This window comes from Prochlorococcus sp. G5PB11 (assembly GCF_059772425.1).
This window is the reverse complement of record NZ_CM186287.1, coordinates 1,627,333-1,651,370: the sequence shown is the minus strand read 5'-3', so window position 1 is coordinate 1,651,370 and position 24,038 is coordinate 1,627,333. Positions and strand designations below refer to the sequence as shown.

Annotated in this window: 27 protein-coding genes and 1 tRNA gene; 13 read left to right on the top strand and 15 right to left on the bottom strand. The window is 35.4% G+C overall.

Features of this window, described 5'->3' with window-relative positions; genetic code table 11:
* Positions 1 to 10: 10 nt before the first annotated feature.
* Positions 11 to 154 (bottom strand): photosystem II reaction center protein K, encoded by a 144-nt coding sequence (locus tag AC6EI0_RS09535; RefSeq protein WP_269604438.1) that lies wholly within the window; start codon positions 152 to 154, stop codon positions 11 to 13.
* 34 nt (positions 155 to 188) lie between these two features.
* Entirely contained in the window at positions 189 to 1,319 is a 1,131-nt protein-coding gene (gene tgt / locus AC6EI0_RS09530) for a tRNA guanosine(34) transglycosylase Tgt (RefSeq protein ID WP_498522299.1), read from the bottom strand.
* Positions 1,320 to 1,452: 133 nt separating this feature from the next.
* Here tgt and AC6EI0_RS09525 point away from each other — a divergent pair, with 133 nt between their 5' ends.
* Positions 1,453 to 2,175, top strand: coding sequence for an adenosylcobinamide-GDP ribazoletransferase (locus AC6EI0_RS09525; RefSeq protein ID WP_498522298.1), 723 nt, complete (start codon positions 1,453 to 1,455; stop codon positions 2,173 to 2,175).
* Here the strand turns inward: AC6EI0_RS09525 and AC6EI0_RS09520 are convergent.
* Positions 2,156 to 3,277 carry a sensor histidine kinase gene (locus tag AC6EI0_RS09520; RefSeq protein WP_498522297.1) on the bottom strand — a complete coding sequence of 374 codons (1,122 nt, stop codon included), beginning with the start codon at positions 3,275 to 3,277 and terminating at the stop codon, positions 2,156 to 2,158. The two genes, AC6EI0_RS09525 and AC6EI0_RS09520, sit on opposite strands and share 20 nt — an antisense overlap.
* Positions 3,278 to 3,583: 306 nt before the next feature.
* On the opposite strand from AC6EI0_RS09520, the gene AC6EI0_RS09515 reads away from it, so the two are divergent.
* A complete protein-coding gene (locus AC6EI0_RS09515; RefSeq protein ID WP_498462148.1) occupies positions 3,584 to 3,952 on the top strand; it encodes a DUF3155 domain-containing protein in 369 nt (122 codons plus the stop codon).
* Here the strand turns inward: AC6EI0_RS09515 and AC6EI0_RS09510 are convergent.
* Positions 3,949 to 4,554, bottom strand: coding sequence for an alpha/beta hydrolase (locus AC6EI0_RS09510; protein WP_498522296.1), 606 nt, complete (start codon positions 4,552 to 4,554; stop codon positions 3,949 to 3,951). The genes AC6EI0_RS09515 and AC6EI0_RS09510 overlap by 4 nt on opposite strands.
* Before the next feature lie 64 nt (positions 4,555 to 4,618).
* On the opposite strand from AC6EI0_RS09510, the gene purH reads away from it, so the two are divergent.
* Positions 4,619 to 6,175, top strand: coding sequence for a bifunctional phosphoribosylaminoimidazolecarboxamide formyltransferase/IMP cyclohydrolase (gene purH, locus AC6EI0_RS09505; RefSeq protein ID WP_498522295.1), 1,557 nt, complete (start codon positions 4,619 to 4,621; stop codon positions 6,173 to 6,175).
* A gap of 60 nt (positions 6,176 to 6,235) precedes the next feature.
* Here the strand turns inward: purH and AC6EI0_RS09500 are convergent, their stop codons facing one another.
* The 4 genes from AC6EI0_RS09500 to sfsA all read right to left on the bottom strand — a co-directional run bounded on the left by AC6EI0_RS09500 (position 6,236) and on the right by sfsA (position 10,691).
* On the bottom strand, positions 6,236 to 6,769 hold the full coding sequence (locus tag AC6EI0_RS09500) for a DoxX family protein (RefSeq protein ID WP_498506682.1): 534 nt from the start codon (positions 6,767 to 6,769) through the stop codon (positions 6,236 to 6,238).
* Between the two features lie 62 nt (positions 6,770 to 6,831).
* Positions 6,832 to 8,037 (bottom strand): 4-hydroxy-3-methylbut-2-enyl diphosphate reductase, encoded by a 1,206-nt coding sequence (locus AC6EI0_RS09495; protein ID WP_498522294.1) that lies wholly within the window; start codon positions 8,035 to 8,037, stop codon positions 6,832 to 6,834.
* A 119-nt stretch (positions 8,038 to 8,156) separates the two neighbouring features.
* Positions 8,157 to 9,653: an ammonium transporter gene (locus AC6EI0_RS09490; protein WP_498522293.1), complete on the bottom strand. Its 1,497-nt coding sequence runs from the start codon at positions 9,651 to 9,653 to the stop codon at positions 8,157 to 8,159.
* 276 nt (positions 9,654 to 9,929) lie between these two features.
* Positions 9,930 to 10,691, bottom strand: a complete 762-nt coding sequence (sfsA, locus tag AC6EI0_RS09485; RefSeq protein WP_498522292.1) for a DNA/RNA nuclease SfsA — start codon at positions 10,689 to 10,691, stop codon at positions 9,930 to 9,932.
* Positions 10,692 to 10,763: 72 nt separating this feature from the next.
* Between sfsA and murJ the strand changes: the two genes are divergently transcribed.
* Positions 10,764 to 12,380, top strand: a complete 1,617-nt coding sequence (murJ, locus tag AC6EI0_RS09480; RefSeq protein WP_498522290.1) for a murein biosynthesis integral membrane protein MurJ — start codon at positions 10,764 to 10,766, stop codon at positions 12,378 to 12,380.
* Here murJ and AC6EI0_RS09475 read toward each other — a convergent pair.
* On the bottom strand, positions 12,367 to 12,615 hold the full coding sequence (locus tag AC6EI0_RS09475) for a cytochrome-c oxidase (protein ID WP_498506677.1): 249 nt from the start codon (positions 12,613 to 12,615) through the stop codon (positions 12,367 to 12,369). The genes murJ and AC6EI0_RS09475 overlap by 14 nt on opposite strands.
* Before the next feature lie 40 nt (positions 12,616 to 12,655).
* Complete coding sequence (locus AC6EI0_RS09470) at positions 12,656 to 12,952, bottom strand: DUF3181 family protein (protein WP_498522289.1); 297 nt, start codon at positions 12,950 to 12,952, stop codon at positions 12,656 to 12,658.
* Positions 12,953 to 13,135: 183 nt separating this feature from the next.
* Here AC6EI0_RS09470 and AC6EI0_RS09465 point away from each other — a divergent pair.
* From AC6EI0_RS09465 to AC6EI0_RS09445, 5 genes are all read left to right on the top strand, one after another.
* Positions 13,136 to 13,209: transfer RNA gene (locus AC6EI0_RS09465), tRNA-Arg, on the top strand.
* 123 nt (positions 13,210 to 13,332) lie between these two features.
* The gene (glyA, locus tag AC6EI0_RS09460; RefSeq protein ID WP_498523534.1) at positions 13,333 to 14,568 is read left to right on the top strand and encodes a serine hydroxymethyltransferase; all 1,236 of its coding nucleotides are present in this window, start codon (positions 13,333 to 13,335) and stop codon (positions 14,566 to 14,568) included.
* Positions 14,555 to 15,847, top strand: coding sequence for a competence/damage-inducible protein A (locus tag AC6EI0_RS09455; RefSeq protein WP_498522288.1), 1,293 nt, complete (start codon positions 14,555 to 14,557; stop codon positions 15,845 to 15,847). Before glyA ends, AC6EI0_RS09455 begins: the two co-directional genes overlap by 14 nt.
* 23 nt (positions 15,848 to 15,870) lie before the next feature.
* Entirely contained in the window at positions 15,871 to 17,280 is a 1,410-nt protein-coding gene (gene leuC, locus AC6EI0_RS09450; protein ID WP_498522287.1) for a 3-isopropylmalate dehydratase large subunit, read from the top strand.
* Positions 17,281 to 17,300: 20 nt separating this feature from the next.
* Positions 17,301 to 17,912, top strand: coding sequence for a 3-isopropylmalate dehydratase small subunit (locus AC6EI0_RS09445; protein ID WP_498522286.1), 612 nt, complete (start codon positions 17,301 to 17,303; stop codon positions 17,910 to 17,912).
* Positions 17,913 to 17,917: 5 nt separating this feature from the next.
* On the opposite strand, the gene AC6EI0_RS09440 is transcribed toward AC6EI0_RS09445, so the two are convergent.
* On the bottom strand, positions 17,918 to 19,903 hold the full coding sequence (locus AC6EI0_RS09440) for a DUF3769 domain-containing protein (protein WP_498522285.1): 1,986 nt from the start codon (positions 19,901 to 19,903) through the stop codon (positions 17,918 to 17,920).
* Between the two features lie 80 nt (positions 19,904 to 19,983).
* On the bottom strand, positions 19,984 to 20,112 hold the full coding sequence (locus tag AC6EI0_RS09435; protein ID WP_011294252.1) for a photosystem II reaction center protein I: 129 nt from the start codon (positions 20,110 to 20,112) through the stop codon (positions 19,984 to 19,986).
* A gap of 393 nt (positions 20,113 to 20,505) precedes the next feature.
* Between AC6EI0_RS09435 and psbH the strand changes: the two genes are divergently transcribed.
* The 4 genes from psbH to AC6EI0_RS09415 all read left to right on the top strand — a co-directional run bounded on the left by psbH (position 20,506) and on the right by AC6EI0_RS09415 (position 21,894).
* Entirely contained in the window at positions 20,506 to 20,703 is a 198-nt protein-coding gene (gene psbH / locus AC6EI0_RS09430) for a photosystem II reaction center phosphoprotein PsbH (protein WP_413677259.1), read from the top strand.
* A 33-nt stretch (positions 20,704 to 20,736) separates the two neighbouring features.
* Positions 20,737 to 20,952 (top strand): TatA/E family twin arginine-targeting protein translocase, encoded by a 216-nt coding sequence (locus AC6EI0_RS09425; RefSeq protein ID WP_413389751.1) that lies wholly within the window; start codon positions 20,737 to 20,739, stop codon positions 20,950 to 20,952.
* Between the two features lie 62 nt (positions 20,953 to 21,014).
* On the top strand, positions 21,015 to 21,626 hold the full coding sequence (gene pth, locus AC6EI0_RS09420) for an aminoacyl-tRNA hydrolase (RefSeq protein ID WP_498522283.1): 612 nt from the start codon (positions 21,015 to 21,017) through the stop codon (positions 21,624 to 21,626).
* A gap of 10 nt (positions 21,627 to 21,636) precedes the next feature.
* On the top strand, positions 21,637 to 21,894 hold the full coding sequence (locus AC6EI0_RS09415; RefSeq protein WP_498520381.1) for a DUF3146 family protein: 258 nt from the start codon (positions 21,637 to 21,639) through the stop codon (positions 21,892 to 21,894).
* On the opposite strand, the gene AC6EI0_RS09410 is transcribed toward AC6EI0_RS09415, so the two are convergent.
* From AC6EI0_RS09410 to ntcA, 3 genes are read right to left on the bottom strand one after another with little or no spacing between them, the layout of a single operon-like run.
* Positions 21,878 to 22,315 (bottom strand): RuvC family protein, encoded by a 438-nt coding sequence (locus AC6EI0_RS09410; protein WP_498522282.1) that lies wholly within the window; start codon positions 22,313 to 22,315, stop codon positions 21,878 to 21,880. The two genes, AC6EI0_RS09415 and AC6EI0_RS09410, sit on opposite strands and share 17 nt — an antisense overlap.
* Complete coding sequence (locus AC6EI0_RS09405) at positions 22,316 to 23,242, bottom strand: DUF3084 domain-containing protein (protein ID WP_498522281.1); 927 nt, start codon at positions 23,240 to 23,242, stop codon at positions 22,316 to 22,318.
* A 58-nt stretch (positions 23,243 to 23,300) separates the two neighbouring features.
* On the bottom strand, positions 23,301 to 24,035 hold the full coding sequence (gene ntcA, locus AC6EI0_RS09400; protein WP_498462129.1) for a global nitrogen regulator NtcA: 735 nt from the start codon (positions 24,033 to 24,035) through the stop codon (positions 23,301 to 23,303).
* Between the last annotated feature and the right edge of the window lie 3 nt (positions 24,036 to 24,038).

Here is a 24,038-nt window from a genome sequence, read left to right as displayed (position 1 = left end):
AACTTCTTTGTTAACGAAAGCCAACTGCCGCTTGCCAAACAAAAACAAGCAGAAAGAAGAAAAGAGGTATTAGCGGAAGTACATCCACTGTTGGTGCAAAAGCCTGGTAAGCAACCGGAAGTTCAGCTAGTAAGTCGAGATTAATCAGTGCCATCCCTAAGAAATAATGGACGTATTAAGCACGCACGCTACCACGTATGACGCGCTTTAGAGTCACTCTGCCACGGAGCGAAATCCTCTGAAAAACAACCATCAATAATTGCTTGCCTCATAGCACCTGTAAAACGGATCAAATGCGTGAGATTGTGCACGCTCAAAAGTGTAAGACCAAGTAATTCTTTGTTGCGAATTAAATGATGAATATATGCCCTTGTATATCCACTACAAGCTTCACAATTGCATGATGAATCCAATGGTCTGAAATCATCTTTAAAACGAGAATTTCTTAAATTCAATGTATTCCCATCAACTAATGCGCTCCCATGCCTCCCCAAGCGAGTGGGAATCACACAATCAAACAGATCCACACCATTAGCTACTGCTATGGCCATTTCCCTTAAGGTTCCGATTCCCATTAAGTATCTAGGTCGGTCAAAAGGTAACAAAGGACAGGTTTCTCGTACAATTCTGTGTATTTGATTAATTGGTTCACCTACACTTACTCCTCCAATAGCAATTCCCGGCAAATCGAAGTCTGAAACAATTTTCGCACTCAATTCCCTCAAATGAGTGAAACACCCACCTTGAACTATACCAAAGACTGCTTGATCATCTTTGGTATGAGCATCGAGACATCTCTTCAACCAGTGATGAGTCCTTTTACAAGCCTCCTCAACGTCTGATTCACTAGAAGGGTATGGAGGGCATTGATCAAAAGCCATGGCCACATCAGAGCCTAAAGCCATTTGTATTTGAATAGCTTTTTCAGGAGTCAAAAAAATATGTTTACCATCTCTGGGACTTTGAAACGAAACCCCTTGATCATCAATTTTATTCAACTTTGCCAAACTAAATACTTGAAAACCTCCTGAGTCAGTAAGTATTGGCTTGCTCCAACTCATAAATTTATGTAGTCCACCTGCATCTTGAACAATCTTTTCTCCAGGCTGCAGATGGAGATGAAAAGTATTTGCAAGAATCATCTCTGCTCCTGTCATCTTTAGCTGCTTAGATGAAACGCCCTTTACTGTTCCTAAAGTCCCTACTGGCATAAATCTAGGAGTATTTACAATTCCGTTTGGAGTTTTAAAAGAACAAACACGGGCCAATGTCTTTTTACATCTGCTTTTTATTTGAAAATCAAAGAAGGTCTTTTTCAATTATTCCTAAATAATCAATTACTTAAATTAGTTATATAACTAATTTAGAACGTAAGAAACAGTTGAGGTTGTAATTCTGATTTTTAAGAACTGGCTAAGTGACCTTGCAGGTGCATGGGTTTTTTACACAATTTTGCCTCAATGCCCAATAGTTAAGCCAAGCTTTAAAAGAATTACTCGTTTTGCCCCCTTAATAGGAGTTTTCATTGGCTTTTTACAATCACTTTCTTGGCTTTTATTGAATTACCTGAATTGGCCGATTACTTCTATCGCCTTGGTATCTATTGCAATTAGCATCGTCATCACTGGTGGCCTTCATATGGACGGTCTAATGGATACAGCTGATGGGATTGGAGCAGGTCCATCAAAGAGAATTGAGGCAATGAAAGATAGCAGAGTAGGTGCAATAGGTGTACAAAGTTTAGTTATCATTTTGATCCTTCAAATAGCAGCAATAATCAAACTTGGATTTTATGCTCCCTTTGCCTTCCCGTTAGCTGCCTTTTGGGGAAGACTCTCACAAATTTTTGCAATTGAAAACTATGAATACATTTCTAATAAAAAATCCAAGTCCATGCATCATGAACACTGGAAAGGCCTATCTAAAGAAATAACACCATCACTAGTTCTAGTTTTTACTGGAATAATGCTTTTTCTAACTTTAACTAACTTAAACATATCTAATACTTTTTTATTGATATATTGCATATTTTCGGGTTTAATTTCTTCCGTATCCATACCAAGCTTAATAAATAAATATTTAGGAGGTCATTGTGGAGACACATTTGGAGCAAGTTTAGTTATAACAGAGACAACTAATTTACTATTATTAAGTATCATTTTGGTTCCAAATTAAAAACAAAAGCATTCCCTGATTCAGGTAAAGAGTTTTTAAATTTCTTCGGATTAACAAATAATTTCAAATCTCCACCTAATTGGATAGCCAAATCTCTAGCAAGAGCAAGACCTATTCCACTTCCTGACATTTTCGAACCACTTGCACCCCTAAAACCTTTCTCAAAAATCTTCTCTCTTTCTTCTTCAATTATAGGGATGCCCTCATCCCAAATGCATATTCCCCCATCAGCTACTTCAATACCTATGGATGATTTAGGAGGACTATAACGAAATGCATTTTCCAGAAGGTTCGCGACTATTTCGGCAATGATCCCTTCTGAAATTGATCTTGATTCCATCCACTCTGGCCACTCTGAAGGACTAAACCATTGTCTTCCTTGCAGATTTGCTCTTGCCTTTGCTCTCTCTATCAATGGCTCTATCAAGCTTTTTACACTTATCAAAGTCTCAGTTGGCAAGAGCGGAGGCAAAAGTAATCTGTTTGATCCATCATCAGCTTGAGGTAATTTGACTTGACTTAGCTGATCAAGCGCAGAGAGGTATTTATTAACTTGCGCTTGCTCAGTCATAAGACCTTTTACAAGATTCTCATGTTCACTCTCAGGTCCTATTTTTCTCAAAAGTAGTTTTGCATAAGTACCTAGGGCAGCCAATGGATTCCTGAGTTGATGAACCATTAAAGATATCTGTTCCTTTTGATCATCTAATTGATCTAATAACCTTGTTCTCTCAAGCTCAGATGCAAGAGCGTTAGCCAATAAAATTGACATAGATTGCAATCGCTGATCTAAAGACTCGGGCCATTCTTCAACAGAATCAATTCTCTCAGCACGAATAACGCCTAACAATATCGAACCTTCTTGTAACGGGTACCATCTCCTATTAGATGAAGGCGTTCGAAGGGCAGTGTCAGTTTCTACTGGCTGTAAAACTTTTTCAGACTTCGGCCACTGACCAACAACCTCCAATGTTGGGGATCCACTGTCTCCAGATCTTGCTACATAAACAACCACATGCTCAAGCTCCGGATCAGCTTGATAGTTCATCAACTGCTGTTGAACAAAATTTAAAAACCTTTCTGAATACTGCATTGAGCTCATTGTGCAATCTTAGACAAAGGAAACGAAGTACTCAAAAACTTGAAAAATTTGAAAAAAGTATTAAGATGTTAATAAAGATTTTAGATCAATTGTAAGGAGGCTATCTCAAATCTAATTCAAAAGTGAGCACTTTGAGTGACTTTGAGGCTATTGCAGAGATTGATGGGTAACCTCTGTAGTCAACTTTTGTGAATTTGAGAAAAACTTTCCATATCAGTTTCAACTTTTTTCAAATTACTCTTGTTTTAGCAAGAGTGAATAAAAAAGTCTCTAACTTTCTCCCCCACATACAAAGCTTATTTTTTCATGTCAAAGAAGCGTAAAAGAATTAGCAGACGCAGACTCGCAGGCCAGCGTGTCATGTCCCATGTTCCTATTTATCATTTAGGAACTGGTCAACATAAGCCTGTAACCGCAGCGAGACGCTTTATAGCTGAAGAAGGCTTATTTGCACCCGCCATATTAAATGTGCGTCGCAATGAACACACTACTGATCGCTTCTTCTGGGGAGAGAAAGGTTTGTTTAGTGCTCAATATGCTGAAGAGAATCACTTTCTTTTCCCTTCTCTAAGGGTTATTGTTGAATTTCTTGGTGAGGACAAAATTTTTGCTGGTTTAGAACTTACAGCAGATGATTGGGAAGAGATTGAAGAGTACGAATACGCTTTTGTTTAGATTAAAAATTGTTCTTTAATTGTTCTTCGGCAAAGATCAATTAGATCATTGCTTATTTCATGACCTCCATCAAAAAAATGCAACTCTGATTTAGCTCCATTTTTTAACAAAATATCAAAGCTTTTTTGAGAAGCTGCTTTAGGCACTACTTGATCAATACTTCCATGGTAAAGAAAAATAGGTGGCATATCTTTTAAAGGTTTCCAATCAGGATGTGGATATGAGCTAAAAGCAAAAACAGCCTGAAATTTAATTCTTGTAGCAATCTCTAACGCCATTGCTCCCCCCTGAGAAAACCCCAATAACAATGTTTTGTTTAAAGGTATTTGTTTAAAGCAAAGATTATTTAGTCTCTTTTCAAGATCCAATACTGCATTTGGAACCTCCTCCCATTTATGGGGATATAAGGGATACCATTGCATCCCTAATCCACTTGGATGAGGCTGAGGGGCAGAGAAAGAAACTATTTCAAAACAATCTTTTAATCCTTCGGTTAACAATTTACCGACTGACAACAAATCATGTGCATCTGCTCCCCAACCATGCAGTAAAACGAGTCTATTTGTTGCGGATTCAGAATTTAAGGAGAGAACTTCAGTCATCTTGAATGCAATATCACTCTTTGATGCGTAGGTTATCGATGAGAATCGATCCTAAACAATAAAGATGTCACCCATAGCTCTGCTAAGTGTCTCAGACAAAACTGATTTAATTCCTCTAGCTAAAGCATTAGTTAATGAATTGGGATTCAAAATTATTTCAAGTGGCGGGACTGCAAAGTTACTTGAGAGTGAGAATCTTCCTGTAACAAGGGTGGCAGATTACACAGGATTTCCAGAAATTCTGGGAGGAAGAGTGAAAACACTAAACCCAAAGATTCATGGTGGAATATTGGCTAGAAGAGATAAAAAATCTCATTTGGATGATTTACATAAACAAAACATAAATCCAATAGATTTGGTGGTTGTTAACTTGTATCCTTTTGAGAAAACTATTTCAAAAGAAAATGTTTTATGGGATGAAGCTATTGAGAATATTGATATTGGTGGCCCAACACTGGTCCGAGCAGCAGCAAAAAACCACCAAGATGTTCTTGTAGTAACGAATCCAAATCAATACCAGGGATTAATAGATGCATATAAATCAAAAGCCATAACTAATGAATTACGAAAAAAATATTCACAACAAGCTTTTGAGCATACAGCCATTTATGACCTAACTATAAGTAAATGGATTGCAAAAAATATCTCTTACGAAAAAGCCTCTTGGTTACAAGGCCTACCATTAAAACAAGAACTTAGGTATGGAGAAAATCCACATCAAAAAGCCTCATGGTATGGAGAACCTCAGAAAGGATGGAGTGGCGCCAATCAATTACAAGGCAAAGAATTAAGTACAAATAATCTTCTAGACTTAGAGGCTGCATTATCTACTCTTCGTGAATTTGGATATGAAAACACTATTACTAGTGATTCATATCAAAAGGCAGCAGTAGTGATAAAGCACACAAATCCTTGTGGAGTCGCTATTGGAGATTCTCCATATTTAGCTCTCAAAAGAGCATTGGATGGTGATAGGGTTAGTGCCTTTGGTGGAATTATTGCTATCAATTGTCCTGTCGATAAAACTGCGGCCAAAGAGCTCGAAAATATATTTATTGAATGTATTGTTGCTCCATATTTTGATGACAATGCAAAAGAAATACTATCAAAAAAGAAAAACCTAAGGCTCTTAGAGTTAAAAGCTGAATCTATTCAAAAAGCATCTAAATACCATATTAGAAGCATACTTGGTGGCTTATTAATTCAGGATTTAGATGAACCAAATACAGATCAAAAAGAATGGAGAAATGTTACAAAGCTAGTACCAAACCAAGAAGAAATAAATGACTTATCCTTCGCATGGAAAATTGTAAAACATGTACGATCTAATGCTATAGCTGTCGCACATAACAAACAAAGCTTAGGGATTGGAGCTGGCCAAATGAATAGAATAGGCTCAGCAAAACTTGCTTTAGAAGCTGCCGGAAGCAAATCAAAAGGTGCTGTTTTAGCTAGCGATGGTTTTTTCCCATTCGATGATACTGTAAAAATGGCAGCTGATTACGGAATTAGTTCAATTATTCAACCCGGGGGAAGCATTAGAGACGAAGATTCAATTAAAGCTTGCAATGAATTAGGTATAAAAATGGTAATAACCGGCAAAAGACATTTTCTTCATTGATATTATTTAAAGTGAACTTTTTAACTTATATCCTAATAGTGGGCTTTTAATTTAACTCAATTATGTACCTTTTGGATAATAAGTTATTTTATTTGATTTCCTAAAAAGTGATAATCTTCCAGGACCAGCACATAAGAAATAAAATGATATTGCCGCGTAAATAGCAGACAATTCGAATATGTAATTGTGATTCTCTACTACCGCAAAAGGAAATCCTTCTAAACCAGTATCTATAAAGTGGAAATACAAAGCAAATACCATTGTTGATAGAAGACCCAATGAAGATAATCTTGCTAACACCCCAGTTGCCAAGCCTATCGGACAAACTATTTGAGTTACTGCAGCCATGTAAGTCCAAATCACAGGGTCGCCAGGAAGAAAACTGAAATATTTGCCAACTACAAATTCAGCGAATCCACCTGGATCATTTAATTTTTCCAAACCGTGATGAACCATCATCAAACTAAAACTAACTCTTAGAACTAATATTGATAGCTCTCCAAAAATATTTACTTCCCCTTCGGGACTCTGAACAACGACTTCAACCTTTTGTGAATCAGGATCTTTAAGATTAGATTTGTTCGCTTGAGTCATTTTCCACTAAAAACTATTAACTATCCTACGAGAGATTGGGTCAAAATTGTGTTTTTTTCTTATCAAAAATTTTCGCTTAATTTCATTAGCTTGTGAATAACATCTTCAACCACTCTGTCAGGAGTTGAAGCACCCGATGTAATGCCTACACTAATATTTCCTTGTTGAAGAAAAGTTGCCTCAGTTAGCAATTCGCCCCCTTCTAGTGGCATATGGGTAATGGTATTAGTCTCTTCACCAATTCGCTCTGGAGTATCAATATGAAAAGAGCGAATTCCCCGACTTATTGCGATTTCTTGAAGATGAGTTGTATTAGAAGAATTAAATCCTCCAATTACAACCATAAGGTCTAGAGGTTCATCAACAAGAGAAAACATTGCTCCTTGTCTTTCCTCAGTAGCATCACAGATGGTATTAATGGCTAGAAAATGTTCATTCAATTGTGCAGGGCCAAATCTTTTCAACATTGTTTTCTCAAACAATCTTCCTATTTCCTCAGTTTCGCTTTTTAACATTGTGGTCTGATTAGCAACTCCAACTTTTTGCAAATCCTTATCAGGATCGAAGCCTGCTGAGGAAGCTTTGGAAAATCGGTTTAAGAAATCTTTTCGATTACCCTTACCTAAAATATAATCAGCAACATATTTTGCCTCTTCAAGGTCGAACAACACCAGATAAGTCCCTGCAAAAGAGCTAGTAGCTAGAGTTTCTTCATGTTTATATTTGCCATGAATAATTGATGTAAAAGTATGTTTTTTATGCTTTTCAACTGTGTGCCAAACTTTTGAGACCCATGGGCAAGTCGTATCAATGATATGACAACCTCGGTCATGTAAGAGTTGCATATCTTGCACCGTTGCCCCAAATGCAGGAAGAATTACAACATCTCCATCCTTGACTCCGGAAAAGTCTTTAACCCCTTTCTCTTCAGCTATGAAAAGAACATTCATTTTCCTTAAATGATCATTCACAGAAGGGTTGTGAATGATTTCATTAGTTATCCATATTCGTTCATTGGGATAATGTTTCCTTGTCTCGTAAGCCATCGCAACTGATCTTTCTACTCCCCAACAAAATCCAAAAGCTTCTGCAAGTTTAACTTTTAATCTTCCATGCTCTAGAAGATTTCCATTTTCTCTGATAGATCCAATCAATCCACTTTGATAGGCTTCGGCGAGTGCTTGAGCTCGCTTATTTGCAGAGCCAAATCCTCTTCGGTTATATCGATCTGATTTATGAAGAGTTTGCTTAAAGGCTTGAGTATCCATTTCAATTAAATAATAAACAACAAATGGATAGGAATCTCATCACTATTAAACCACACTAAAAAAGCCCGGATATATTCCGGGCTTTTTTAGATTTAATGTAAGACAACTAAATGAGGAAGCTAGCTAGAGGCAAAATCAGGATAGGCCTCCATTCCATGCTCTCCAATATCTAAGCCCTGAGTCTCTTCTGCTTCGCTAACTCTGATGCCCCCAAAGAAGCCACCAATAATTTGCCAAGCAATCCAACAGGTAACAACAGTCCAAATACCATAAGCGGCTGCACCTAGTGCTTGAATTAAGAATTGGTTAATTCCTCCTCCATTGAGAAGACCAATTCCTGCAGCGCCTGGATCCATGCCATCAACGCCCCAAAGGCCGATCACAACAGTTCCCCAAACACCACAAACACCGTGAACTGAGAAAGCACCAACTGGATCATCAATACCTGCGGAATCTAAAGCAGCTACTGAAATCACGACGATAATTCCGCCCACTGCACCAGCAAGCCAAGACCCTGCAAAAGTCATGTTTCCACAACCAGCAGTAATACTAACTAATCCAGCAAGAATGCCATTAATGATCATAGTTAAATCAGGCTTACCAGAAGTAATTGTAGAAAATACAGTCGCTGCAATTGCACCACCAGCAGCTGCCAAAGTTGTCGTTACTGCAACATAAGCAACATATTGATCCATAGCCAATTCAGACCCTGGATTAAATCCATACCAACCAATCCAAAGGATTAGTGCTCCCAAAGTAGCTATAGCCATATTGTGACCAGGCATGGCTTGGGCTTTGCCATCGACGAATTTACCAATACGAGGTCCAAGAAGCATTGCTCCTACAAGTCCTGCCCACCCTCCAACAGAGTGCACAATAGAAGAACCCGCGAAATCAATAAAACCAAGCTCAGATAGCCAACCACCATTCCACTGCCAGCTCCCAGCAATTGGATAAATAAAAGCAGTCAAAACTAGCGAGAAAACAACAAATTCACCAAACTTGACTCTTTCAGCTACGAGTCCAGAAACGATCGTTGCAGCGGTACCTGCAAAAGCAGCTTGAAAAAGGAAATCAACTGCTGGAACAAGTTGAGAACAATCTTCCTCTAGGCCAGCTGCACAAGCTAATGCCCCAGAAGGATCAGGGTCAACAAAAAGGCCATTAAAATAAAGCCAACCGTCAACTACTGAGCCGCCATACATTAGGGAATATCCAACAACCCAATATGCGGTTACGGCTAAAGCAAAGACAAATAAGTTTTTAGCAAGAATGTTCACCGCATTTTTTTGACGGCACATACCTGCTTCAACCATTGCAAATCCTGCGTTCATAAAAATAACGAGGATAGTGGCGACAAATAGCCAAAGATTATCTGCTAGGAAAGAAGCGGCTTGAGCTCCAGTTAAATCCCCTAGACTCACTTCTGCACGAGCGGAGAAAGTAAACACTCCTAAGCCAAGAAGGGCCAAAGGAACAGTAGCTAGCCAGGTCAATGATTGACTTCGTCTTAAGCCTCGTATGCTTCTTAAAAGAAGCATTGGCCCATTCAAAAGACTTGCGTCTTGAAGACGAGAATTAGTTCGCCTTTTTGGCGATTGCAAAGCAGTGGTCATAAATGATGCTTACTGCGAAGAAAGAAATGGATAGTTAATCCAAAATTTATACAGTTATAAATATGCACGCACAGCTAGACTAAAGATGTACGTGTTGATACAGAAAAAGACTTTGAATTTTCAAAAGAGTATTAATGAATACATTTTCCTGTGTTCATTAAATAACTTTTGCTTCTCAAATAAAAAGCAAAATAATTCAATAACGGTCTAGGTAACATAGATTAAATATAATGTCAGGCTATGGTCCCTCAATAAGATGAATGCAATTAGAAGGTTCTATTGAAACCTCCTAAAAGGCTTCACCCCCTCCCATGTGATGTGATCATTAAAGAAACCAAACGAGCATGGAATCACCTCTATCCCATTAGACAAGGCCTCTCTAAAAAGATCACCATATTGTGGATCAGCGGAATCGGCAGGTGCAAAAATATCCATATCTGACCTACTAATACAAGGAATTAATACTGCTCTCGATTCAGGACAAACACCAATTAGCTCCCTAAGATGTTTTTGGCCTCTTGTAGTTACGGTATCAGGAAATAAAGCCAATGAATTATCACACCAAGTTGTGTTTTTAACCTCTATGTAAATTTTCCTATTATCTGAACTGCTGGATTTTGGCTCAAGCAATAAATCGATTCGACTTTTACCTTCTAAACCATATTTAACTTCGGGCTTGATACTGGCTATCCCTCCCAATTCCTTCTCTAAGCAATTGGCCTCAATCAAATTCCTAATTAATTTATTAGGCAAAGATGTATTGATACCAACCCAGCATTTCCTCTCCTTATTATGGCTTGGCACCTCAGCTTGCTCCCAAGACCAATCTAATTTACGTTTAGGTGAAGGTGAATACTTGAGCCTGACTCGACCACCAGGCCACAAAACCCCTTTCATTGGTCCTGTATTTGCACAATGGGCAGTTACAACTTCTCCACCATCCAACTCAATATCGGCCAAAAATCTCTTATATCTCTTAACTAATACCCCCTCTACAAGAGGCAGAAACTCAATAATGGGTTTTCCAGTTTTTATCACTTAATTAACATCCAAATAAAACAAGAACTACAAATATCTTAAACAAAACAGCTTCTTATTTTCAAATCTAACATGTCTAAATCAATAAAAGAAATTGCCTTCGTCGTCAGCCTAGGGACTTTATTGAGCAAATTTGGAGGTATGGTAAGGCAATTAGTTATTGCTGGTGCTTTTGGAATCAGTGCGGCATATGATGCCTATAGTTATGCTTACATTATCCCTGGTTTTTTCTTAGTTCTTTTAGGAGGTGTTAACGGACCATTACATAACTCAATGGTTAGCCTATTAGCAGAGAAAAACAAAGTTGATAGCAAATTATTTATCAATTCAATTAATAATATTTTGTCGCTAATATTATTAATTTCAAGTTTATTTATTTTCTTTTCATCTGATATATTAATTAATCTAGTTGGGCCAAATTTAACCCAGGAAATAAAAGAAATAGCATCCTTACAATTAAAAATAATGTCTCCAATAATCTTCATATCTGGATTAATAGGCATAGGATTTGGATCATTAAATGCCAAAAAAGAATTTTTAATCCCCTCTATAGCTCCATTAATTTCAAGTCTAATAATCATAGTTTCGATATCAATCTTTTGGATAAGCAAAGAAAAAACAACCGATATATCTCAATTACATCAATTAAATATAACAGGTGGAATTATTCTCGCCAAGGCAACATTAATAGGAGCTCTAACACAATATTTAATTCAAATACCCTTCTTAATTAAAAAAGGTATATTTGCAATAAGTTTTTCAATCAAATCAAAATATTCAGAAATAAAAAGAGGATGGAGAATGATTGCTCCTGCATCACTTTCTTCAGGAATGATTCAAATTAATGTATTTACTGATTTGTTCTTCGCATCAAAAATAGTAGGTGCAGCGGCCGCACTAAGTTATGCAAACTTTCTAGTACAAGCTCCTCTTGGAATACTATCAAGTACTATTTTAATTCCATTATTGCCTGTTTTTGTAAGTTTAAAGACAAAAGGAAACCATATAAAATTAATAGAAAAGATTCATCAAGGATTGACGCTTTCTATGGGCTCTATGATATTTTTAGGATCTATATTTATTTCACTTTCTACTCCAATTGTTATATTAGTATATGGAAGAGGTTCATTTAATCAAAATGCAATCGATATTGTAAGTCAACTATTAATTGCATATGGTATTGGAATGCCTTTTTATCTTTCTAGAGATCTATTAGTTAGAGTTTTTTATGGCATTGAAGATGCTAAAACACCTTTCAGAATTTCAACCATAGCAATATTTTTAAATTTATTTTTCGACTGGCTTTTAGTAGGAGGATCAACTCCTTGGGGTGAACTGTCACCTCTGAATCTAGGTGTAAATGGATTAGTCTTCTCAACTACATTTGTCAATTTTTTCGCTTGTATACTTTTACTATTAAAATTAAATGAAAAATTAGACAATTTGAATTTATCTAGAATATTCTCCGACAATCTTAAAATTATTTTAATAGGTTTTATTTGTGGAATTAGCTCATTTTTTATTTTTAAAATAATTGATTTACCTTATGGCTTTTTATCTTTATTATTCAAAGTTTTAGTCTCTTCTGGAATAACTCTGACTATATTTAATTATCTAGCAACTATTTTTAAGATTGACCACATAAATTATTTAAATAAATTTTTAAAAGAAAAATTTATTCGTCTTTAAGAAAAACATCTTTTTCTGATCTAACTTTAAGAGGAATTTCCAAACAGTTCATTTCATCTGTCTTCACTCCACTTACTGAGAGAATTCTTGCTTCGATACCAAACTCTTGAAAAGCTATTTCCATCTCTTTAATTAATTCCTTCTCAACCTGTGCATCAGCATCAGTAACTTTACCTATAAGTCTCTCACCTAAACGACCAATTCGCTGCCTTACAACATCTCTGGCATTAGTCACTTGAATTATTAACAAGAGCAATGAAGCAATTGATCAAATCTTATCTGCAATAGGGTTCTAAAATCTCTTCAAGGTCAAAAAATTGATTTGGTGGAATTAATCTTGATAATGGCAATATAGTTTTGCCTCCGCCAAGTTTCACTTGAATCGCTTCAAGACCTTTTCTAGCTGCAACATTTGCACCTTGGTCAAAGTAAGCCTGACATTCTATAGCTAAGTCCTTTGCAAGGCCAGCATCTCCTAAATAAAGGTTCCAACTTCCAACTTGAATAAACAATCTGTCAGCTACTGAGACGGCAAGCTCATTAATTTGAGATGAATCGATAGAAGTGGACATAAAAAGATAAGGTTTTTCCTATTATCAATGACCTTAGATAGAAATTTGTTGCTATCTCAAATTGAAAAAATTAATGAGAAAATAACTTTTTAGCTTTCACAATCGAATTTCAATGAATTTTAAGACAATTATACAAACATATTTTTCTATTCTTTGGGAGTTGATCTGATATTGTTTTTTTGTGCGCCTGTAGCTCAGCGGATTAGAGCATCTGACTACGGATCAGAGGGTCGGGAGTTCGAATCTCTCCAGGCGCGTTTAAAAATATGTAAATCCTTATATAAACAGAAAATAAGAGAAAGTTTTCCCTCATTGGACTAAACATATGCTTACCATCACAACACAAATAAAAGAATAAAGTGACTATTAAATCTTCTTTGCTGGAATGTGATCCAAGTATTGCAAAACTAATAAACAATGAATTATCAAGACAAGAAACTCATTTAGAACTTATTGCAAGCGAAAATTTCGCCTCAAAGGCTGTAATGGAAGCCCAGGGATCAGTCCTGACAAATAAATACGCTGAAGGGCTCCCCAGCAAACGTTATTACGGAGGATGTGAGCATATCGATGAAATTGAAAAATTAGCAATAGAAAGAGCAAAAAATCTTTTCGGTGCCAATTGGGCAAATGTCCAACCACATAGCGGAGCACAAGCAAACTTTGCAGTTTTCTTAAGCCTTCTAAAGCCTGGTGACACAATCATGGGAATGGACCTATCTCATGGAGGACACCTAACACATGGTTCACCTGTCAATGTCAGTGGTAAGTGGTTTAAGACATGCCATTACGAAGTTGATCAAAGAACCGAAATGCTTGATATGGATGCAATCAGAAAAAAAGCAATTGAAAATCAACCTAAACTAATCATCTGTGGATTCTCTGCTTATCCACGGAAAATTGACTTTCAGGCTTTTAGATCAATAGCTAATGAGGTAAACGCTTATTTATTAGCTGATATTGCTCACATTGCAGGTTTAGTTGCAAGTGGTCTGCACCCAAACCCAATCCCATATTGTGATGTAGTTACAACAACCACTCACAAAACTCTTAGAGGCCCAAGGGGGGGACTAATTCTCTCAAAAGACGAAGAGCTGGGCAAAAAGCTTGATAAGGCAGTATTTCCAGGTACTCAAGGAGGTCCATTGGAACACGTAATAGCAGCTAAGGCTGTCGCATTCAAAGAAGCTTCTGAATCGGAATTCAAGATCTACAGCCAAAGAGTAATCTCAAATGCACAAGTTCTTTGTAATCAACTACAAAAAAGAGGTATTTCAGTTGTAAGCAAAGGTACTGATAATCATATAGTTCTTCTTGACCTTAGAAGCATCGGAATGACAGGTAAAATTGCTGATCAGTTGGTTAGTGATATTAAAATAACTGCGAACAAAAATACTGTGCCTTTTGATCCCGAGTCCCCGTTTGTTACGAGTGGTCTAAGACTAGGTTCAGCAGCCCTTACAACTAGAGGTTTTGACGAACAAGCCTTTGAGGATGTTGGCAATATCATTGCCGATAGACTGCTTAACCCGCATGATGAAGACATAAAGGGAAAATCAATCAAAAAAGTATCTGAGCTTTGCAATAAATTTCCTTTATATCGTGAAAACATCTAAAGAAATTAATATAGACAAAAATAATCCATTTGGAGCAGAGATTTTATGCATTGGAAGTGAACTTCTTTTAGGAAACATTGTTAACACTAATTCTCAATGGATCGCAGAGCAATTAGCAATTTTAGGTATTCCACATTTTAGACAAACCGTAATTGGAGATAATCCTCAAAGATTAAAAGAAGCAATACTAGAGTCATCTAATAGATCTCAAATTCTAATTACAACTGGTGGTCTTGGACCAACACCAGATGATATTACTACAAAAATAATTGCTGATACTTTTAATACGCCCCTGGAACAAAGAAATGATATTTTAATTGAATTAAAAAACAAAATTAAGAATAGGGCTAGAAAATTATCTGAAAGTCAGAAGAAGCAATCTTTTGTCCCCAAAGGGGCTAAAATTATAAACAATTATTCAGGCACAGCACCAGGTATAATATGGAGTCCTAAAAAAAATTTTACAATACTAACTTTTCCTGGGGTCCCAAGTGAATTAAAAGAAATGTGGTTTAAAGAGGCTTCAAAGTGGTTAATTAGTAAAAATTTCTCAAAGGAAATTATTACTAGCAAAGTATTACATTTTACAGGTATAAGTGAATCCCTAATAGCAGATAAAATCCCACATTTACTTAAAGCAAGCAACCCTACTGTCGCAACTTATGCAAGTACAGGAGAGGTAAAGGTAAGAATCACAGCTAAAGGAGTTAATGTTAAAGAAAATAATAGATCTATAAAACCAATTGAAGACGAATTAACTCAAATAACTGGATTAAAATGCTTTGGGACAGACAATACAACTCTTGAAGAAGTAGTAATTAAATTATTACTCAATAGAAAAGAAACTATTGCTGTTGCAGAATCATGCACTGGAGGTGGTATTGGTTCTAAACTTACAAAAATTCCTGGTTCTTCAAAAATTTTCCAAGGAGGTATAATCGCGTACAACAATTTAATTAAGCAAAGAATCTTAGGTGTTTCTGAGGAACTAATTAATACCCATGGCGCAGTCTCAAAGGAAGTTGTCGAATCAATGGCGAGAGGCGTCCAAAAAATTTTCAAAGTCAACTGGGCTGTTTCTGTTAGTGGAATTGCTGGGCCGACCGGAGGAAGTGAATTAAAACCTGTTGGTCTAGTCAATTTTTGTATTAAGGGTCCAAAAACCCTTATTACATGGGAGGAAAGATTTGGATCTAATAAGACAAGAGAAGATATTCAAAAATTAAGCGTTTTAAATGCTCTTGATAGATTACGTTTATCTATAATCATTAAAGATTAAGTCCTAATTATTGGATTTGGAAGTTGAGTTCTGGAACCCTCTACGACAAAGTTTGGGATTTTCATCAGGTAAAAGAATTGCCTGGTGGATCAACGCAACTTTTTGTTGGTCTTCATTTGATTCACGAAGTTACAAGTCCTCAAGCTTTTGCCGCTCTTAATGAAAAAAAACTTGAAGTCAAATTCCCTAATTTAACAGTTGCAACAGTTGACCATATCGTTCCAACATCAAATCAGCAGCGTCCTTTTAGCGATCCACTTGCAGAGGAGATGCTGACTACTTTAGAAAAAAACTGCAAATCTAATGGAATAAAGTTTCATGGAATTGGAAGCAATTCGCAAGGAGTAGTACATGTTATGGCACCAGAGTTGGGATTGACCCAACCTGGGATGACGGTGGCTTGCGGAGATTCTCATACCTCAACTCATGGAGCATTTGGAGCAATTGCATTCGGCATTGGTACCAGTCAAGTTCGAGATGTCTTAGCAAGTCAAAGCTTGGCGATGAAAAAATTAAAAGTAAGAAGAATATGGGTAGATGGTTCACTGCAAAAAGGAGTCTATGCCAAAGATCTGATCCTTCATATCATTCGTTTACTTGGTGTCAAAGGAGGTGTCGGATTTGCCTATGAATTTGCTGGCCCTGCAATAGAAAACCTCTCAATGGAAGGAAGAATGACCATCTGCAATATGGCCATTGAAGGAGGTGCAAGATGTGGATATATCAATCCAGATGAAACTACTTTCAAATATCTTAAAGGGAGAGAATATTCCCCTAAAGGTAAAGAATGGGATAAAGCCATTAGTTGGTGGAAAAGTTTAGTTAGTGATTCAGAAGCTAGATTTGATGATGAAATTCAATTGGATGGATCATCGATAGAACCCACGGTTACTTGGGGCATAACTCCTGGTCAAGGTATTTCAATCAAAGAAAAAATCCCAAATCCTGAAATACTGCCAAAAAATGAGCAACAAATAGCTAAAGATGCATGCAAATATATGGATTTAGAACCAGACAAACCTATCGAAGGAACATCAATTGATGTTTGCTTTATTGGAAGCTGTACAAACGGTAGATTAAGTGACCTTCAAGAGGCATCTAAAGTTGTCAAAGATCAGAAAGTCGCAACTGGAATTAGAGCATTTGTTGTTCCAGGTTCCCAGAAGGTTGCCAAAGAGGCAAAACAAAAAGGGCTTGACAAAATATTTCTAAAGGCAGGTTTTGAATGGCGAGAACCAGGTTGCTCAATGTGCCTAGCAATGAATCCTGACAAATTAGAGGGAAGGCAAATAAGCGCCAGCTCCAGCAATAGAAATTTCAAAGGCAGACAAGGATCTGCCAATGGCAGAACATTATTGATGAGTCCAGCCATGGTTGCGGCGGCTGCAATAAACGGAAAAGTTACTGATGTGAGAGATTTTCTCCAAGATTAAAACTACAAATTGATCCAACTATGAAAATGGACTTCCCAAAAGGTGAAATCAAATCCATCAGTGGACGCAGCTTTACAGTTCAGGGAGACGATATTGACACTGATAGAATTATTCCTGCAAGATTTCTCAAATGTGTGAGTTTCTCAGCATTGGGAGAACAAGTTTTTGCAGATGACAGAGAAGAGCTCAAAGGTAATCATCCTTTTGATCTCGATCAAAATAAAGGTGCAAGCATTCTTATCGTTAATGATAATTTTGGCTGTGGGTCAAGTCGAGAGCATGCTCCACAGGCTCTTATGAGATGGGGGATAAGATTAATTGTGGGTGAAAGCTTTGCCGAAATTTTCTTTGGAAATTGCTTGGCACTTGGTATTCCTTGTCTAACAGCTTCCAAAGAAGAAATAACTAAATTACAAAAACTTGTGAATGAAAACACTACACAAATTTGGAATTTTAATCTTAAGGATCTTTCAATTTCCAATCAAAAAGAAAGTTTTAAACTCAAAATTGAAGAAGGAGCTTACAATATGTTTTATACAGGTAAATGGGATGCAACTTCACAACTTCTAGAAGAAAATGAAAGAATCAAGAATATAGTAAAAAATCTTCCTTATCTAAATGATTTCAACTAATACATCTAAAAAAATTCTTTTACAGAATTACTAAATTTAAATCCATTTAGACGAAAATATATCCCTCCTGCCTCATTATTAGGATGATAGTAAATTCCAAATTCATAAGCCCTTCTATGACATAAAATTCCTAACTTTGTATCATAATATTCACCATAATTCTCTGAACCATTATCAATATTTAAATTAGAACTAATATCAAAAATTATAGGTCCATATATTTGTTGCATAAAACCTATATTTAATGTTTTCAAGTCAATCGCATTATCAAACTTAAATGGACTATTCCCAGATTTAAGTTTGATACCTGGCATAACAAATAGTTTTGTATAATCAAGAAAATTTCGCTCTAATTTACCTAATCTAATTTCAGGACCAGCACTAAGCTTAAAAAAACTCTGATCGCTAACATCTTCATATTTAAAATAAGCTGTATCAATATTAGTTCTCAAAACTAATTCAGGATTAACTAAAACAGGAGATAAAAGCATCTTTCTATTTTGATCAATTTTCTTTCTATTACTCCTCCATATTTGATATTCACTATCTAAAGAAGCAAACAAGCTAGTTCGCCAGAGACTAGTAAATTTGGTATTTTTCAGTTCTTCTGCTTCGTATTTAGCAGTTCCAAATCGAATATTTAAATTTTGTTTCCCTTTAGCAGCTTCAAAAGAATAAGTCTTATCAAAAAAGCCTCCATATGCTGATTTAATCTCAGTCTCTCCTATTGTTCCATTCCATGCTCTAGACCTATAAGTAGTAAAAACATTAAAACTCGATTCATCTAGAATTGGCAATTTAAAATACTTTTTTAAAGAGGATGAATGTCTTAGCCCACTAGTAATCCTTTTTGTATTTAGTGTGCTCAGATCATTTACACTATAAAAATCCCAATCCTTATAGCTTGCATTTACTTTTATATTTAAACCAAACATATCCGAAAGATTTACAACTTTACCTTCTTGATTTTTATCACTATCGTAACTATGAGTTTTATCTAAAAGAGCTCTACTAATTAGAAACTGAGGCTGAAACTCAAGTTCTAAATTATTAGTCAACTTTGTTTTATCACTTCTTCTTATTAAGACTAATCCATCACGATCTTTGCCATCGATTATTAAACTAAATTTTCTCTTTTTTTTCGTCCCTCTAAATATTCTTTTACCAATAGAAATTTTCGTTCTATTTTCAAGAATTAAGTTTGTTTTAGAGGTTGTAATTAGTAATTCACCTTCATTGTCTTCTTCTGCTAATACATCTATTCCAACAAAGGCAATTTGATGAGGATCTAATGGATCATTCGTAAAATCTATTCTGTTAGATTTCCAGCCACTATGATTAATAGTTATTAAATCAGATTTAAATCTCCAATTATTAATAGACCCTTTTGATTTATCTGATAAAGTAATTTTATTTTTTGGTAGTTTAATATTGCCAAAAACAAATTCTATTCCATCATTATAAGTATTTTTGACTATCTTATTAGAACTATTTTCATTTGTAATTTCATTTGAATTAGTATCGAATTTTAAATCATTCAACACATTTTGAATATCTAATATCCCGTATACATTTTTAATAGTTCCTTCTTGCTTTAATAGATTATATTGAAATTCCTTACCTCTAAAATATTGCCTTCTTTTGCTAAATCTAATATTCCCCTTTGCAGTTACAATACCAGTAGTTTTGTTATAACTTAGCGAGTCAGACCTTAAGACCCAACCATTTATTAGTGCTTTAACGTTTCCCTGGGCTAAATAAATATCCTGATCGTAATCATATTGCTTATCTGAGAAAATCTTGAGAGTTAAGAAAATATTTTCTTTTTGCTCTTCTTTTAACTTTTCTACAGGTGGGGTTTTATAAGTATCAACAGTTAAATTTTCAAGAAAATTATCTTTTGCAAAAGCAATGTCAAAAAAATAGGCGAATGTAGCAAACCCAAGGAAACCAAGGTTTACAAAAAAGTAATATTTTCTCTTCGCCGCCAAATCATTTAAGCCGACGAAAAGATAATACTGAAAAAAGAAATTACAGGAGCTTGTTTAGTCCAGTAATTAGCGTGTCATTTTTAATCCTGAGGACTTTCCAAATCCTTTCTATTTGGAGTCCTTGTTGGATCACTTGCCAAGAAACCAAATAAAAAGATCCCGACAAAGAAAAAGACGACCGTATAAACGGAAATCTTGAGGGCAAGCATGAATCCTAACCTAGTAATTAGAGGTTAAACCTATCCTATGAAGTCAATAACTCCAATGAAAAAAGCAAAGGTGTTACAGACTTTTGGAAACTGGAAAAGTTTTTCAATTTCGATAAAGCTTAAAAAGTCAATCAAAGCAAGGAATATAGATAGAGAGATTAATTTTTTCCCATTCAAATTTCTCAAATCCTTAACTTTCCTTTTTTTTGTATTTATCTAGTTCTTTTTCTTTTTCAGCTTTTTTCAGCTTTTTTCAGCTTTTTTCTAAGCATAATTCTCAAATATCATATTTTTTTAGGTCATTCCATCACAAGTTTCTACAGTCTCTTCTTCTTTTGGACAAGTTCTCATACAATATCTGGACTCATACAAATCTGAGCTAAGAGAACCGACATGGGACAAAAAACAGCACTTGGATCTTTGCTTAAATCCATTGGCAATTCTGGACAAGGAAAAGTTGTACCAGGATGGGGAGCAGTACCAGTAATGGCTTTTATAGGAATTTTGCTACTAGTTTTTCTAGTTATAATGCTCCAAATTTATAACCAATCACTTCTCCTACAAGGTTTTTCTGTCGACTGGAACGGCTGAATTGATTAAATTCTGAGTAGTTGAATTTTGCTCATGAATATTTTTGGGGTTGGTTTACCTGAAATAGCTGTTATTGCTGGATTAGCACTCGTTATTTTTGGTCCAAAACGTCTTCCTGAACTTGGAAGAACTATTGGTAAAACTCTCAAAGGTCTTCAAAGCGCCTCTACGGAATTTGAACGTGAAATCAAAAACGCCATGACAGAAGAAGAGTCTTCAAATGAAGACATTTTGGAGAAAGAAAACTAATTTCTCCAAAATTAAATAAATATATTTAACTTTTAGAATCAAAAAGATTCTATCTAATTGATATGTTGGGCAATAACATAAAATTACTAGTTGGTTTAGGAAATCCAGGAGTTGAGTACAAGAAAACTCGACATAATGTTGGTTTCATGGTTTTAGAAGAGATTTCAAAGAAAAATAATTGTAGCTTTCGTGAAAGCAAAAAATTATTTGGTAGGACTTGTGCTTATGGCTCAGGTATAGAACAAACAAGACTATTAATGCCTAATACATACATGAATGAAAGTGGAAAATCAGTCAGATCAGCAAAGGATTGGTTTAATTTTGAAAATCATCAATTAATAGTCTTAGTAGATGATATGGATCTACCTCTAGGGAAAATAAGAGTCCGCTCTAAGGGTAGTTCAGGCGGTCATAATGGATTAAAAAGTATCATCAAACATCTAGGGACTGCTGAGTTTAAGCGATTAAAGATTGGGATAGGGCCCCCAAGTGAGATTCAACAAGACAGAAAATCTAAAACTGTATCTCATGTCTTAGGTAGATTTTCAAAAGAAGAATTTATAGTATTAAATTTGATCATTCAGGAAATTATTAGTTGTATTGATTCAATCACATCAAACAATTGGGAAAATATAACTACTCGACTAAATTCTTACAAGCCTGAAAAATCATAACTGTTTGAGAATGAATAACAAACCATCCACTACTGCATATCTTCAAATTCATAAGCAATGCTTTAATCAAAAGAAGGTTGAAGGGATTGTTCGTGCAGGGGATTTCGAATGGAGTTTTATTTGGGCTTTTCACAGGGGACAACTTTTTGTAGAACCACCACTTGGAAGAGCCTTAATAAAAGATGCCTTAGAAAGGTATTTAGTAAAAGCTGATTACAAACTTGAGTCTGGCGGAGATTACATTTTTACAGTTAGGGCCAAATTTTAATATCTAGATTATCAGGCCAGATCAATGAAGATTTTAAAAAATCTTCCAATAAAATCAAAGCGACAATGGCATCAAGATTTTCAGGAGGGAAAAGGATTTCTTTCGGAAGCCAACGAATAAAATAATTTGGGGGCCAAATTTCCCAATATCGAAACCTTGCTCGTAAAGTTGATCCTTTTTCATTCACATAATTTAGATCAAAAAATTTTTTTCGTTTTAATTCATTCTTTATATACTTACAATTTGTTCCATCACCAATGATTATCTTACTGATATCATAATCTTCACTCCAAAACGAAACTAAATCAGAAAATTTATTTAACGAAGTTATCCCTGCTTCAATTACTTTTCTGGACTTAATATCAGCCAACAATAAGCCACATTTTTTATTACCTGGATCTATTGATATATAAAAACTCATTTAATTCTTGCTTCTAATAATTTCTTCTAAAGACTTTAGCTCTAATGATACAGAGACTTTATCTGCACTTTGATGAGTATCAACAGCTCTAGCAATTATTTGAAATTGTCCCTTTTTTTTACTAACTAGATACTTTCCTAAATTATTAATTTGATTAGCATTAATTTGCAACTCAGAACTTAACGATCCTCGTCGCCTAACCTCTGCCAAAGTTGAAGCCATTAAAAGATTAATCTTTTTACTAATCGATTCAGAGTCAGAATCAGATAAAGATATATTTTCTAAAGCAATAACCTCTCCTTTACTTGTAATAATTTTATTTAATGTGACCTCTGGAAATGCATAAACATAATTTTCACCTCTAAGTATATTTCCTGCTGATTTAATTCTAACAACCCAACTTCTGTTATCAGATATTTTACTCTCAAGCTTCTCAATATCATCTTTACGAACTAATAATATCCTTCTATAATTAGATTGATTTGTTTTTACTAAATTAAAAGCATAAAGATTAGCTTGCTGCAATAAACTTTCGATAATTTTTTTTATATCACTATTTTTATTTAATTTAATGGTCTTAGTTACTAAAGTCTGGCCACTAGTTATTACTACATTTCCACTTCTAAAAGCATATAAATTTTTTTCTAATTTTTTTAATTCTTTTTCACTATCTATAATCTTTTCTCGAATATCCTCTAATTGAAATAATCCGACCCTTAAATCTCTATCAAATACAATCATTGTTGCAAATGAAATAGCACTAATAATACTTCCAGTAAAAACAGTTATTAAAACAGCAGTACTTTTTGGTCTTAATTTAAAGATACTTAAACGAGCCTTACCAACTCTAGAACCTAAGCGATCTCCTAAAGTAGATAGTATTCCACCTAGGATTAATATTAAAAGAATTTTCAGCCAGACTGTCACAGAAAGAAAGAAGAAGTGGAATTAAGCAAACCTCCTAAACCTTAGTATGCAATGGCCTTCAATTAAATCTTTTTGCTAAGGCTATTGGATCGAATATAGTTATCTTTTTCCTATCTATTGCCAACAATGATGAACTTTTTAACTCACCAAGTAGTCGTGTAATAGTTACTCTGGTTGAACCAATAGCTTCAGCAATAGCTTGATGTGAAAGCCTTAAGTCAATTGTTACACCTTTTTCCCCAGGTACACCAAAGTCCCTGCACAAAACCAGCAAAAAACTGGCAAGCCGAGAAGACATATCTCTATGAGTTAAAGTTTCAATCATTGTCTCAGTTTGAAGTACTCGACTGGATAGACCTTGTAGAAGAAGCAAACCAACTGAAGCATCTTGCTCAATTGCATTCCTTACCGAAGTTGCGGGGGCCGCTACGAGTTCCACACGAGTAAATGCAACTGCATGATAAAAACGATCTGATCTATTCCCTGTCAATAAAGATAAAACTCCGAAAAGACTATTTTCCCTCAATAAAGCAACTGTAATTTCTTCACCCGTTTCATATACCCTGCTCAAGCGAACAGCACCACGCCTAATCAAGTAAACCCTTTCTGCTGGATCGCCAGGGAAAAAAATTGTTTTTGACCTATCTACGACTTCAGTAGAGACACCATCTAAAGACTTAATTACTTCCAACAAAGTGTTGGTTGGAGGCAAAGAATTTGATGATGAATTAACAGCCATATGGCTATTTTTTTGTTGGTTGAAACGGGTAAAGCCACGAAATGAAGTGACCATATT